Annotated in this window: 13 protein-coding genes; 8 read left to right on the top strand and 5 right to left on the bottom strand. The window is 69.9% G+C overall.

Annotated elements, in window-relative coordinates:
* Positions 1 to 40: 40 nt before the first annotated feature.
* The 5 genes from DEI88_RS12890 to DEI88_RS12870 are packed head-to-tail and all read left to right on the top strand — an operon-like array spanning position 41 to position 4,229.
* Positions 41 to 1,318: an ABC transporter substrate-binding protein gene (locus DEI88_RS12890; protein ID WP_111072427.1), complete on the top strand. Its 1,278-nt coding sequence runs from the start codon at positions 41 to 43 to the stop codon at positions 1,316 to 1,318.
* Positions 1,315 to 2,280, top strand: coding sequence for a carbohydrate ABC transporter permease (locus tag DEI88_RS12885; RefSeq protein ID WP_111072426.1), 966 nt, complete (start codon positions 1,315 to 1,317; stop codon positions 2,278 to 2,280). Before DEI88_RS12890 ends, DEI88_RS12885 begins: the two co-directional genes overlap by 4 nt.
* A gap of 5 nt (positions 2,281 to 2,285) precedes the next feature.
* Positions 2,286 to 3,092 carry a carbohydrate ABC transporter permease gene (locus tag DEI88_RS12880; RefSeq protein ID WP_111072484.1) on the top strand — a complete coding sequence of 269 codons (807 nt, stop codon included), beginning with the start codon at positions 2,286 to 2,288 and terminating at the stop codon, positions 3,090 to 3,092.
* On the top strand, positions 3,085 to 3,945 hold the full coding sequence (locus DEI88_RS12875; RefSeq protein ID WP_111072425.1) for a carbohydrate kinase family protein: 861 nt from the start codon (positions 3,085 to 3,087) through the stop codon (positions 3,943 to 3,945). Before DEI88_RS12880 ends, DEI88_RS12875 begins: the two co-directional genes overlap by 8 nt.
* Positions 3,942 to 4,229, top strand: a complete 288-nt coding sequence (locus DEI88_RS12870) for a putative quinol monooxygenase (protein WP_181441261.1) — start codon at positions 3,942 to 3,944, stop codon at positions 4,227 to 4,229. Before DEI88_RS12875 ends, DEI88_RS12870 begins: the two co-directional genes overlap by 4 nt.
* Positions 4,230 to 4,503: 274 nt before the next feature.
* Here DEI88_RS12870 and DEI88_RS12865 read toward each other — a convergent pair whose 3' ends face one another.
* The gene (locus tag DEI88_RS12865) at positions 4,504 to 5,445 is read right to left on the bottom strand and encodes a LysR family transcriptional regulator (protein ID WP_111072423.1); all 942 of its coding nucleotides are present in this window, start codon (positions 5,443 to 5,445) and stop codon (positions 4,504 to 4,506) included.
* Between the two features lie 120 nt (positions 5,446 to 5,565).
* Between DEI88_RS12865 and DEI88_RS12860 the strand changes: the two genes are divergently transcribed.
* Together DEI88_RS12860 and DEI88_RS12855 are read left to right on the top strand one after the other, a co-directional pair.
* Positions 5,566 to 6,558: a putative oxygenase MesX gene (locus DEI88_RS12860; protein WP_111072422.1), complete on the top strand. Its 993-nt coding sequence runs from the start codon at positions 5,566 to 5,568 to the stop codon at positions 6,556 to 6,558.
* A 19-nt stretch (positions 6,559 to 6,577) separates the two neighbouring features.
* A complete protein-coding gene (locus tag DEI88_RS12855) occupies positions 6,578 to 7,612 on the top strand; it encodes a methionine synthase (protein ID WP_111072421.1) in 1,035 nt (344 codons plus the stop codon).
* A 59-nt stretch (positions 7,613 to 7,671) separates the two neighbouring features.
* Here the strand turns inward: DEI88_RS12855 and DEI88_RS12850 are convergent, their stop codons facing one another.
* From DEI88_RS12850 to DEI88_RS12835, 4 genes are all read right to left on the bottom strand, one after another.
* The gene (locus tag DEI88_RS12850) at positions 7,672 to 9,762 is read right to left on the bottom strand and encodes a glycoside hydrolase family 76 protein (RefSeq protein WP_111072420.1); all 2,091 of its coding nucleotides are present in this window, start codon (positions 9,760 to 9,762) and stop codon (positions 7,672 to 7,674) included.
* Positions 9,763 to 9,874: 112 nt separating this feature from the next.
* Positions 9,875 to 10,111 carry a hypothetical protein gene (locus tag DEI88_RS12845; protein WP_111014050.1) on the bottom strand — a complete coding sequence of 79 codons (237 nt, stop codon included), beginning with the start codon at positions 10,109 to 10,111 and terminating at the stop codon, positions 9,875 to 9,877.
* Between the two features lie 164 nt (positions 10,112 to 10,275).
* Complete coding sequence (locus DEI88_RS12840) at positions 10,276 to 11,184, bottom strand: alpha/beta fold hydrolase (protein WP_181441260.1); 909 nt, start codon at positions 11,182 to 11,184, stop codon at positions 10,276 to 10,278.
* Positions 11,185 to 11,284: 100 nt separating this feature from the next.
* Positions 11,285 to 11,866, bottom strand: coding sequence for a TetR/AcrR family transcriptional regulator (locus DEI88_RS12835; RefSeq protein WP_220038172.1), 582 nt, complete (start codon positions 11,864 to 11,866; stop codon positions 11,285 to 11,287).
* Between the two features lie 68 nt (positions 11,867 to 11,934).
* On the opposite strand from DEI88_RS12835, the gene DEI88_RS12830 reads away from it, so the two are divergent.
* Positions 11,935 to 13,347, top strand: a complete 1,413-nt coding sequence (locus DEI88_RS12830; protein WP_258375141.1) for an MDR family MFS transporter — start codon at positions 11,935 to 11,937, stop codon at positions 13,345 to 13,347.
* Positions 13,348 to 13,393 lie beyond the last annotated feature (46 nt).

Below are 13,393 nucleotides of genomic sequence, written 5' to 3'. Positions count from 1 at the left end.
GGACACGGTGGTCCGTGCCTCCCGGACGGAAAGGTCAGCGATGGAGCGACGACAGTTCCTCGTGGGAGCGGGCAGCCTCGGGCTGCTCGGGCTCCTCGCCGCCTGCGCCAGCCCGAGCGTTTCCGCGGGCTCCGGCGAGGTGGCGTTCTTCAACGACGTCCCGACGTGGAGCCCCGGGTTCCAGTCCGCGAACAAGTACCTGAAGACGCTCGCCGGTGCCACGTTGGCCCCGCGGTCCGTCCCGACCAGCGCCTCGTACCAGCAGGTCATCCAGTCGCAGCTGCAGACGACGAACCCGCCGGACGTCGCGAAGTGGGGCAGCGGCTACCAGCTGCAGGACATCGCTCGGACCGGCGCTCTGTACCCGCTCGACGACGTCTGGAAGGAGTCGATCGCGAATGGCTGGGTCCCCGCCGGCCTGCAGGACATCTTCCGCTACCACGGCGCGACCTATGCGATGCCGCTGCAGCAGGGGTACTACGTCATGTTCTACAACGTGCAGCTGTTCGACAGGCTCGACATAACGGTGCCGACGACCTGGGACGAGTTCATCACCGCCTGCACGACCCTGAAGTCCGCGGGCGTCACCCCGATGGGCGCGACCCAGGTGAACTCGTGGCCGATCGCGGTGTGGATGAGCGTGTTCGCGCTCTCCTACGACGCCCAGTGGTACGAGGACCTCTGCGCGAACCGCGCGAAGTGGTCCGACCCGAAGGGCATCGCGTTCCTGAACCTCTGGAAGGAGTGGATCGACAAGGGCTGGTTCACCTCGGCGGACAGCGTCATCGACGACTTCCCGGCGATGCTGCAGAAGCAGACGATCGGTATGTTCGCCGAGGCCGTGAGCTGGGAGACGCAGTCGATCGACGGGACCGGACTGAAGCCCACGAGCGGATACGACACGTTCATCCTGCCGAACATGGACGGCTCCGCGACGACGTCGATCATCACGGAGACGGCGGGGCTCATCGTTCCGCGAAAGGGCGTCAACCGTGGGAAGACCGTCGAGATCCTCCGGCACTGGCTGGACCCGCGTCCGCAGCGGCAGTGGTCGGACTTCCTGTCCGGCAGCTCCGCGAACCCGCAGGTGGCCTGGTCGAACGCGCCGAGCCGGCGGATCCAGAAGATCGTCGAGGAGTCCGGGCTGAAGATCGCGAACCGGTACTACGAGAACTCGCCGCCCGCGCTGATCAACGGCAACCTGCAGGACCTCGGTGGCTTCATGGCCTCGCCCGGGTCCGTCTCGACGCTCGCGTCGAGCATGGACTCGCGCGGCGACACCGAGTGGGGCTACTGGCACGAGGAGACCGCAGCATGACCGCCATCGATCCGACCCGCGAGGACGCGGGATCCGACCGGCCTGGAGGCACGGTGCCGGTCGCCGACTCCGGCTTCCGACCGTCGCGGTGGAACTCCGCCGTGTCCCGCCGACCGCGGAGCAGCGTGCTCGCCCGCGCCGGGTTCCTCGTCCCCGCGGTGGTGCTCGTCGGCGTGTTCGCGCTCGTCCCCGCCGTCGCGACGATTTGGCGCAGCTTCTTCGACGACCGGTTCACGAACCCGGCATTCGTCTGGTTCGGCTCGTACGCCCAGGTGCTCGGGGACCCAGCGATCCTCCGGTCGCTGCTCAACACCGTCATCTGGCTCGTCGGGACCGTCATCATCCCGGGCGGACTCGGCCTCGCGATCGCGGCGATGACGAACGCGACCCGCTGGGGGCGGTACGCGCGGCTCGCGGTCGTGCTGCCCTACGCGCTGTCGGGTTCGGCGGTCGCGATCGTGTGGAACGCGATGCTGCAGAACGACGGCGCGATCAACACGGCGCTGTCCGCGTTCGGCCTGCACGGGGCCGGCTGGCTGCTGTCCTGGCCACTCGACACGGTCTCGCTCATCGTCGCGAACTCCTGGCAGGCGACCGGCGTCGCGGTGATCCTCTACCTCGTCGGTCTCCAAGGCGTCCCGCGGGAGACGATCGAGGCCGCGGCACTCGACGGCGTCTCCGGGATGCGACGGTTCTTCGCCATCGTGTTCCCGCAGATGCGCGCCACGACGGCCGTCGTCCTCGGCATCAGCCTCGCGAACGGGCTGAAGTCATTCGACCTCATCTGGGTGCTCACGCAGGGCGGTCCCGGCCGGCAGACCGAGACGCTCGCGGTGAGCATGTACTGGCAGAGCTTCGTGCTCCAGCGTCCCGGCACCGGCGCCGCCATCGCCGTCATCCTGTCCGTCATCGTCGTCGGGGTGTCCATCACGTACCTCCGACGCCAGCTCAGCGATCGGTGAACCTCATGCGAATCGTCCGCGACGTCGTCGTCGTCGTCCTCTCCGCACTCTGGCTCGTCCCCACGTACCTGCTCGTCGTGAACGCGTTCTCGTCGACGAAGTCCTACACCGGGCAGGTCGTCTGGTGGCCGAGCGGGTTCGCTCTGTTCCAGAACATGACGACCGCATTCCAGACCGCAGACTTCGGCCCGGCGATGCTCCACTCGCTGCTCTACGCGGTCGTCTGCGGCGTGCTCGCCGTGCTCGTGGCGTCCCTCGCCGGCTTCGCGGTCAGCGCGATCCCCGGGCGCGGGCGGGTGTTCTGGTTCTGGCTGATCTACGCCGGGTCCCTGTTCCCACTCCAGGCGTTCCTCCGCCCGCTGTTCACCGGGTACGCCGACACAGGGCTCTACGACAGCCAGCTCGGCCTGTTCCTCATCTACACGGCGACGTGCGTCCCGTTCTCGTTCTTCATCATGCGGAACCACATGATCACGCTTCCGCCCGAGATATCCGAGGCTGCGCAGCTCGACGGCGCGAACTGGTGGCGGGTGTTCTCGCAGTTCTACCTGCCGCTGTCGAGATCTGCGCTCGCCGCCGCGTTCATCTTCCAATTCGTCTGGGTGTGGAACGAGCTGCTCTTCGGCATCACGCTGTCGTTCTCGACATCCGTCCGGCCGGTCATGGCGGCGCTCGCCGGGCTCCAGGGCTCCTACGGGACCGTCGGGCCGCCGGTCGTGCTCGCGGGTGCGCTGCTCGTGTCGCTCCCGACGCTCATCGTGTTCCTCGCGTTCCAACGGATGTTCGTGCAGGGCTTCAAGACGAATGTCTGAGGTCACCGTTGTGGGTGAGGCGCTCGTCGACGTCGTGGCGCGCGGCACCGTCTCCCGGGTACCCGGCGGGGGCCCGATGAACGTCGCCGTCGGGCTCGCCCGGCTCGGGCACGCGACGCGGCTCGTGACCTGTCTCGGCGAAGACGAGGACGGCGCATCGGTTCGAGCGCACATCGAGGCGAACGGCGTCGACCTCGATGCGGTCCCGATCGCGCGCACCTCGACGGCCGTCGCGACGATCGCTGCGGACGGGTCGGCCTCCTACCGGTTCGACCTCTCCTGGTTGCCGGGTCGGATCGAAGTGCCGGCGTCGACGGCGGTCCTGCACGTCGGGTCGATCGCGGCGGTGCTCGGACCGGGCGCCGCGGACGTGCGGGAGATCGCTCTGCGCCGCCCGGGTGACACACTGCTCACCGTCGACCCGAACGTCCGACCGACCATCACACCCGACCGGGCGGCCGTCCTCGGGTGGCTCGAACCGCTCCTCGACGCGGCGGACGTCGTGAAGCTGAGCGACGAGGACGCCGCGTGGCTCTACCCCGGCGACCCCGTGGACCGCGTGCTCGACCGGATCCTCGACGGCCCCACACGGCTCGCCGCGGTGACGACGGGTGGGGCCGGGTGCGTCGTCGCCACACCGTCGGAGCGGATCGCGCTCCCGGCCGCCCCGGCGTCGGTCGTCGACACCATCGGCGCCGGCGACTCGTTCATGGCCGGGCTCGTGCACGCGCTACTCGTCGCGGGCGGCACCGCGTCGTCGTCGGCGATCGGGTCCTTCGCGCTCGCGTGCGCGGCGATCACCGTCGGTCGGCACGGCGCGAACCCGCCGACACTCGCCGAGGTCGCGTCGTGATCGCGCTCGTCGCCCGCTTCACCGCGCGTGAGGGGTCCGAGACCGAAGTCGCGTGGCGCATCGGCGCGCTCGGCAAGCTGGTCCGGTCCGACCCGGGGACGGTGCAGTTCCGGGCGTTTCAGGACCGGGACGACGCGCGGCGGTTCGTGGTGTGGGAGCAGTACGAGGACGAGTCCGCGTTCCGCGAGCACATCGCGATGCCGCACGTCGTCACGTTCAACGGGTTGCTCCCGCCGCTCATCGAGGAGCCGTCCTCGGTGCTCGAATTCCTCGGCGAAATCTGAATCGCAATCTCAGCGGGAGACTGGCGCGGAGCGCAGGGGTGCGGAGCCCACGGATTGTGTCCGCAAATCACGAATGAAGCGTCGCGATCGTGCGGGCAAGACGGCATGGGGCGACCGGGCTGAGCTTCGGGCTCGGTGGGGTCGTGGAACAGATCCCCGAAACCCGTGGAACGGCCGCCAGCGCTTGGATCCGCGGACCTCGCCACCACTGGTATCCGCGAATAGACCGAACACTCCGCCGGCCGCAGCTCGTGTCGCGCGCGCCGAGTGCCTCCTAACCCAGCACGGCCACCCCGAATCCGCTGACCACCGCCCGCACCTCCGCCAGGTAGCGCTGTGCCTGCTCGGTGAGGGGGATCGAGGCGTGGGCGATCCACCCGATCTCGATGCGCTCGTCGACGTCGAGCGGGACGGCGACGATCGCGGGGTCGAGGTCGTCGCTGATGATGCCCGTCGAGATCGTGTACCCGTCGAGCCCGGTCATGAGGTTGAAGATCGTGGCCCGGTCGGACACCCGGATCTCCCGCTTGCTCGACAGGGTGGAGAGGATCTCCTCGGCCAGGTAGAAGGAGTTGTTCGCACCCTGGTCGAACGTGAGCCGGGGGAGGTCGGCGAGGTCGTCGAGGGTCGCGCGCGCTCGGGACGCCAACGGGTTCCCCCGAGCCACGAAGATGTGCGGCTCGGCGATGAAGAGCGGGTGGAACGCGAGTCCCGCGTCCCGGAGCAGTTTGCCGATGACGTTCTGGTTGAACGTGTTCCGGTACAGGATGCCCACCTCGCTCCGGAGCGTCCGGACGTCCTCGATGATGTCCCAGGTGCGGGTCTCGCGCAGCGAGAACTCGTACTCGCCGGCGTCGGTCGCCTCGACCATCCGGACGAACGCCTCGACGGCGAACGAGTAGTGCTGTGTGGACACCCCGAGGAGACGGCGCGACGGCGGCCGACCGACGTACCGCTGTTCGAGGAGCGCGACCTGCTCGACGACCTGCCGGGCGTACCCGAGGAACTCGACGCCGTCGGTGGTGAGCACGACCCCACGAGCGGAGCGGACGAGGAGCGCGCGGCCCACGCGGGCCTCCAGGTCCTTCATGGCCGCGGAGAGGGTCGGCTGGGCGACGTAGAGGATGTCGGCCGCCGCGCTGATCGACCCCTCCGCCGCCACCTCGATGAAGTACCGGAGCTGCTGCAGGGTGATGTCGTTCGCTGTCCGTGGCACAGGCGCAGCCTATGGCAAGCCATCGATGGAGCGAGTTACCCGATGGCCGGGTGCTGCCGCCACCATGGAGCCACCGACCTCCCCGGCTCATCGGCCGCGCAGCTCCCGGATGGACCGCACATGACGAACGACCCCAGGTACCGCATCACCACCACCCCCTTCGACGAGCACTACACGCCCTCGGACACCTCGAGGCTGACCACGAACTTCGCGAACCTCGCCCGCGGCGAGCACCGTCAGCAGAACCTCCGGAACGTGATCGCGATGATCGACCGCCGGTTCAACGAGCTCGCGACGTGGGACAACCCGGGGCGGGACCGGTACCGCGTCGAGCTCGAGATCGTGTCGGTCACGGTGCAGTTCACCGCCGACGGCGACGACGGGGAGTTCCCGCTGCTCGAGATGCTCGACGTCCAGATCGTCGACGAGCGCACGGGCGAGCGTCACCAGGGCATCGTGGGGAACAACTTCTCGTCGTACCTCCGCGACTACGACTTCGCGGTCCTGCTGCCGTCGGTGAACGGGTCCGCCGCGGCCCCCACCGTGCCGGACGGCTTCGGCGACCTCCACGGGCTCCTCTTCCGGGACTTCACCGGATCAGCCGCGTACCGCGAACGCTTCTCAGTGCATCCCGTGATCTGCATCAGCGTCTCGACGAGTCAGACGTACCGCCGGACCGAGAACCACCATCCGGTCCTCGGCGTCGAGTACGAGCGCGACGGGTCCTCGCTGACCGACGAGTACTTCGGGCGGATGGGGCTGCAGGTGCGCACCTTCATGCCGCGCGGAGGAGCAGCGCCGCTCGCCTTCTACTCCCGCGGCGACCTGCTCAACGACTACTCGAACCTCCAGCTCATCGGCACGATCAGCACGATGGAGACGTTCCAGAAGATCTACCGGCCCGAGATCTACAACGCCAACTCGGCCGCCGGCAGCATCTACCGCCCGCGCCTCGACCACCAGGACCACGCTCGGACGGACATCGCCTACGACCGCGTCGAGCGCAGCCAGCTCGCGATCACGCAGGGGCGGTACGCGGAGGAGCACTTCGTCCGGCCGCACCGAGAACTCCTCGCCCGCTGGGCGGCCCGTTCGACCACTCCCACCCGCTGACCACCAGAGGACCGTGACCATGAACGCACTCCTGCCCACCTCGATCGTCGGCAGCCTGCCGAAGCCGTCCTGGCTCGCCGAGCCGGAGCGGCTCTGGTCCCCCTGGGAACTGGAGGGCGCCGCACTCATTGAGGGCAAGCAGGATGCACTGCGGGCCGCCGTTCACGAGCAGGAGCGGCGCGGCATCGACATCGTCAGCGACGGGGAGCAGACGCGCCAGCACTTCGTGACGACGTTCATCGAACACCTCGACGGCGTCGACCTCGAGCGGAAGGCGACCGTCCGCATCCGCGACCGGTACGACGCGAGCGTGCCGACGGTCGTCGGGGCCGTGAGCCGTCAGCACCCGGTGTTCGTCGACGACGCCGCGTTCCTCCGCCAGCAGACCGACCGGCCGATCAAGTGGGCGCTCCCGGGTCCGATGACGATGGTCGACACGCTGGCCGACCGCCACTACGGCAGCCGGGAGGCGCTGGCGTGGGAGTTCGCGACCATCCTGAACGAGGAGGCCCGGGAGCTCGAAGCGGCCGGGGTTGACATCGTCCAGTTCGACGAGCCCGCGTTCACCGTCTTCCACGACGAGGTGCGGGACTGGGGCGTCGCTGCGCTCGAGCGCGCGGCGGAGGGCCTCCGTGCGGAGACGGCCGTGCACATCTGCTACGGCTACGGCATCGAGGCGAACACCAGCTGGAAGGCGACCCTCGGTCCGGAATGGCGTCAGTACGAGACGTCGTTCCCGCTGCTGCAGCAGTCCAGCATCGACATCGTGTCGGTGGAGTGCATCCACTCCCACGTCCCGATCGAGCTCATCGAACTGCTCCGCGGCAAGAAGGTCATGCTCGGGGCCATCGACGTGGCGAGCGACGTCGTGGAGACCCCCGAGGAGGTCGCCGACACCCTCCGCCGCGCGCTCGCGTTCGTCGACCCGGAGCGACTGGTCCCCAGCACGAACTGCGGCATGGCGCCGTTGTCCAGGACGGTCTCGCTCGACAAACTGAGCGCGCTCGCGGCCGGTGCTGCGATCGTCCGTGGCGAGGTCGCCGTACGCCCCTGACCCGCGGGCCCCGACCGGGTGTCGGTGTGGGGGAGGTCATCGGTCGCGGCCGCGGCGCGTCAGCCGGCCGTCGTCAGCGCCCCCTTGTCCGTCCCGAGCGCGAACACGTGCAGCAGCCCCTGGTCGGCGCGGGTCGGGAGCGTCACCGACGCGAGCGTCTTGCCGGCCTCCAGTGCGATCTGCGTCGTGGAGAGGTGCGTCCCGAGCCCCTGCGACGACCCGCCGGTGCTGTTGCGGTACTGCGTGGAGGCGGCGGTGCCGTTGCCGAGTGACGGGCTGCTGGCGGTCCAGTCGGTGAACCCGAGTGTGGCCTGCTGCGTGGTGCCGTCGGTGTAGGTGAGGGTCAACGGACCGGTCGAGGGACCGTTCGTCGCCGAGCCGATGATGCCGAGCTCGGTGGCTCCCGCGATGGCCGGGACCGCGAGGACCTGGCCGGCGGCGACGATGTTGTCCGGCTGCCCGGGGGTACCCGCCCAGTCGTACTGGATGCCGTCACTCGTGACGGTCGCGCCCGGCGTGAGCCCGCCGGCGGCCAGGGCCTGCGCCGAGTAGCTGAACCCGTACCCGTCGAGGTCGGCCGTCGCCTGCGCGCTGTCGTCGGAGATACCCGTGTTGTCGTAGTACGGAGCCAGGTCGCCGGGCCGGGCCACGAGCACCGACGTGGTCACCGACGGGACCGCACCGGCCGTGCTGGAGAAGGCGAACGTGACCTGCTGGTTGCCGTCGGTGGTGCCTCCGGTGATCGAGACGGGCGTGCTCGCGGTGCCGCCTGCGCGGACGACGAGGGTGCCGGATGTCGGGCGGACGGTCAGTCCGGCCGGGGCCTTCGCCGTCCAGTGCACGATCTGAGCGCGGCCTTCGACCGACTGGACACTGAGCGTGGTCGTGCCCGACGTGCCGGGTTGCACGGCCACGGAGGACGGGTTGGTCGAACCGGTCGCGGCGTAGACGGGTGCGCTCTTCGCGAGCAGGGCGTAGATCTCCACCATCGGCGCCGTCTGGTTCACGGGCGACTCCCCGCCCGAGGCGTCGGGGTCGTTGAACAGTCCGTTCGACTGGCGGTCCTCCACCCATGCGGTGTCGGCGTAGGCGGCCGCCATCCGCGCGTAGCTCGGGTCGTGGTTGATCGCGGCCAGCCCGAACAGGTTCCGGAAGAAGATCGCGTTGAACACGTCGGGCTGGTGGTACAGGTTCCGGTTCGTGCCGTAGTAGCTGACCGAGGCGGCGGCGGTCTGTTCGGCCTGCTGCAGGTAGGTGCGGTTCCCGGTGCTCTCGTAGAGCAGCGTGCCCGCTCCGATCATCGTCCCTTGGTTGTAGCTCCAGAGGGTCTGGTCGATGCTCCCGTCCGGGCTGATGTGGTCGTAGTACATCCCGTTCGCGTTCATCATGCAGCCGCGGGCCCAGTTGTACATGCGGGTCGCCCACGTCAGGTAGTAGGGGTCACGGGTGACCTGGTAGATCTCGAGGCCCACCTCGGCGTTCGGGGCGTTGGAGATCGTGTTGCGCGGGGAGTCCGCGGTGTCCTCCCACATGACCCCACCCGGGCACGCGCCGGTCGAGTCGGTGTCCCACCCGCTGACCGCGAACTTGAAGACGCCCTCGGCCTGCGCCAGGTCCCGCTTCTGGTGGTCGATGGCGTACTGCTGCAGGAAGTCCAGGCCGACCCAGGCGTTGTCGTCGTAGTAGGTGGGCTGGTCGGGGCCGAGCGGGGGCAGCACGCCGGACGCGTAGGCCGGCGGCTGGGCGGCACCGGTGGGGCTGGTCTCGTGCGTGTCGTGGTAGGCCTGGATCCCCTGGTCTCGGGCCTGCAGGTCCCGGGCGTAGCGGGCTCCCACCCCGGGCAGCGATGCCACCGCATCGGTCGCGGCGAAGCCGTTGACGTCGTCCCAGAGGTAGCCGTACGGCTCGCGGGCGTCGCTGCTCACGTACAGCTTGTGCGCCGGGTCGTAGAGGTTCGCTTGCAACGCCTGGTAGGTCTCGACGGCGCGCTGCGTGTCCACGGGGTTCTGCTTGCTGGCGACCCCCGGCGGGAAGTGGTCCGGGGCCGGAGCGGCGAATGCCGCCGGAGCTCCTCCCAGAACGGCGAGGACGGCGGCGGTGGCGGTACCCGCCACGATCGCCCCTGCTCGGTTGCGTGCGCTTCGCTTCACGGTGGCTCCCTCGCTCCGGTCATCGTCGACGCGGAGATCGTTCCAGACGCTAACCGTCCACGCGCGAGCGCGTCAAGGAGGCCCCTCACCAGCGCATCACACCTGCCGCGACTCAGAACGGGCCGCCGAGGAGGAACGGCACCATCGGCGCCACCGCGATCACGAAGAGGATCACCGTGACGACAGCTGCGGCGACGATCGCGATCCCGCCGACCAGCACTGCCGAGAGCCCAGCGAGGGCTGCGAGACGAGCGGGGGTGCTCGTCTCGTGCACGTCCTGGGTCCCTCGTCCGAAGAGGTCGAGCATCGGATCCCCGGGGGCCGTGTCGATCGGCGTGGTCGTGTCCATGCTCGGAGTGTCAGGGGCGACGCCGTGTCCGAGCGTCGGTCGGGCGAGTGATGTCCGTGTGTCCCGGTCCTCCTGACGGCCGATCCCCGGCTCGACACCCTCCTTCGCGCGGGTTGCGGGCGCTCGGAGCGGGGAGCGCCGGTCGCCACGCGCGCTCCGCCCGCTCACTCGGACGCGAGGAACGCCGCGACCGCCGCCGCGACCTGCTCCGGTGCGCCGTGGTTCCACGGGCCGTCGTGGCCGAGCCCGTCGAGCTCGACGTGCTGTGCGTCCGGGAGGACCGTGGCGACTCTGCGGGCCGCCGCGCGCAAGAACGCGGGGCTGGCGGTCCCGGAGACCACCAGCACGGGCTTCCGGACCGTCACGTACTCGTCGAGGCGTCCGTCCACCTGCGCGACGTCGTGGAAGTCGTACCGGACGCCGGGCAGCAGCGACCGGAACGTCGGACCGCCTCGCCGGACGACGGCGTCGATCGCGATGACGAGCCGCGACGCGACGCGGGCGATGACGCGGGGCATCCGGCGGATGACGGCCGGCGCGGTCTCGGCGACGAGGAGGGAGTCGATGAGTGCGCTGGCCAGGTCGCCGCGCTCGATCTCCCCGGCGAGCCGGCGGACCCCGGCGCGGTCGATCCCGTCCTGGTAGAAGGGCGGCTCGTAGACCGCCGCCGCACGGACCCTGGGCAGGGTGCGGGCCGCTTCGAGGGTGATCACGGCTCCGGAACTCAAACCGAAGACGGCTGTCGCGCCGGTCGCGGCGAGGACCGCGTCGACGTCCTCGACGTCGCGGGCGATGTCGTGGTCGGCGCTGTAGGGGCGAGGGCTCAGGCCGCGCCCGCGCCGGTCGACCGAGTGGACCGTGTACGCCGTCGACAGCGCTGCCGCGAAGCGTCGGTAGGCCTGCACGTCGGCCATGGCGCCCTGCACGAGGATGACTCCGGGGCCACTGCCCTGCGAGAGGAACCCGATCGCCGTGCCGTCGGCCGACGTGACGGTCCGCGTAACGACATCGGTCCGAGCCCGCGAGCTCCCCGCGCCGGTGCCGCCCCGTGCGCCGACCACCACGTACGTCATCCGTCCTCCAACTCCTCGCCACGATTCCCGCATCAGCATCAGCATCAGCATCAGCATCAGCATCAGCATCAGCATCAGCATCCGCGTCGGGCGCATGCTGTCACTCCCGCACGAGCGGGAGCCAGATGTCGTCGACGATCTCCACGATCCGGCGGTCCGGCAGTGGCTTGAGCGACATCACGAGGTCGTGCCGGACCAGGTCGGACGGCAGCGAGGCGACCCCGTCCGGCCAGTCCCGCGCCGGGATCTCCCCGCGGGCGGCGGCCCGCTCGAGCATCACCCGACCCATGCTCGAGCGCCCGCCCAGCAGTCGTTCGCGGAGGTCCGCCGGCGACAGTCCGGTCTCGGCGTTGATGCTCGCCATGTAGACGCTGATCGCGGCCATGAACCCCGAGCGGTAGGCGTTGAAGTCGCGGAGTGCGTGCAGGACGTCGCCCCGGAGCGAACCCGTGTCCACGAGCTCACGCCGCGAGAACAGACCGCCGTGCTGCAGTGCCGCGAGCACGAGGTCCACCTTCGCGGGCCAGCGCCGGTAGAGCACCGGTTTCGACGTGCCTGCCCGTGCGGCGACGCCCTCGAAGGTGAGCGCGGGGTACCCGACCGCCTGCAGCTCCTCCCACGCGGCGTCGAGCAGGGCCTCCTCGAGCTCGGGTCCGCGGCGACGCGTCTTCACAAGATCCACTTGCGTATCTTACCGCGGACGGATACGGTCGTGCTCGTTAAGAAACGCTCGCGTATCCAAGGAGCATCGTGGACCGGAACCTCTCCAGACTCGCCATCGCACTCGTCGTCGGGGCGATGGCACCGCTGTTCGACTCGACGATCGTCAGCGTCGCCCTGCACACCCTGAGTCACGACCTGCGCGTCAGCGTCGACACGATCCAGTGGGTGAGCACGGGCTACCTCCTCGCGATGGGCGTCACCGTCCCGATCGTCGGGTGGCTGCAGAACCGTGTCGGCGGACGCCGCCTCTGGATGGCGTCGCTCGTCGTGTTCCTCGTCGGCAGCGTCCTCTGCTCGCTGGCGTGGGACGTCAGCAGCCTCATCGGGTTCCGGGTCGTCCAGGGCGTCGGCGCCGGTGCCATGATGCCCCTGCTGACGACCCTGCTGATGCAGGCGGCGGGCGGCCGGAGCGTCGGGAAGCTCATGTCGATCGTGTCGCTCCCCACCGCACTCGGCCCGATCCTCGGTCCGGTCATCGGCGGACTCATCCTCGGTGCCGGCAGCTGGCCGTGGCTGTTCTGGGTCAACGTGCCGTTCGCCGTCGTCGGTCTGGTCCTCGCCTGGCGGTTCATCCCCGCGGACGGCCCCACCGGCAAGGCCAGGCTCGACGTCGTGGGGCTGGTGCTCCTCTCGCCCGCCGTCGTCGGCATCCTGTTCGCGCTGAGCAACGCGAGCCGGACCGACGGGTTCGCCCGCTTCGACGTCTGGGCGCCACTCGGTGCCGGCCTCCTGCTCCTGGTCGCGTTCTGTCTCTGGGCAGCGCGCCGCCGCGACGCCGCCCTCGTCGACCTCGCCTTGCTCCGACACCGACCCCTCGCCGCCGCCGCGACCCTGATGTTCCTGATGGGCGCTGCGCTCTACGGCGGCATGCTGCTGCTCCCGCTGTCGTTCCAGGAGCTGCGCGGCGCGGACGCGCTCGATGCTGGGCTCCTGCTCATCCCGCAGGGCGTCGGGTCCCTGCTCAGCCGCTCTCTCGCCGGGCGGCTCACCGACCGGATCGGTGCTCGCACCGTCGCGATCGTGGGCTTCGCGATCGTGCTCCTGGCGACGATCCCGTTCGCCTTCGCCGACGGATCGACCAGCTCATGGTGGATCGGACTCGTCCTCGTGGTCCGCGGCCTGGGGCTCGGCGCGGTGATGATCCCGATCATGGCCGTCGGCTTCGTCGGACTGGCCCGCCCGGAGATGCCGCACGCCAGCACGATCACCCGCCTGTCACAGCAGCTCGGTGGCGCATTCGGTACGGCGGTCCTCGCGGTCGTGCTCGCCGGTGCCGCAGCCGGGAACGACGCGGCTGCGGCATTCCAGGAGGCGTTCTGGTGGGCGATCGGGGTCACCGCGTTCGCCACGGTGATGGCGGCGCTCCTGCCGGGACGCCGACCCGTGCCGCCGGCGCCCGGCACGCTGGCCCCGCAGCCGGCCGGAGCGTCGGTCGAGTGACACGAACAGGAGGGCACGAACGCACCCGGTGCGTTCGTGCCCTCCT

Origin of the sequence: Curtobacterium sp. MCBD17_003, assembly GCF_003234885.2 — a bacterium.
GTDB lineage: Bacteria > Actinomycetota > Actinomycetes > Actinomycetales > Microbacteriaceae > Curtobacterium.
Note: the sequence above shows the minus strand (reverse complement) of the source record. Positions and strands in the feature narration are given on the sequence as shown.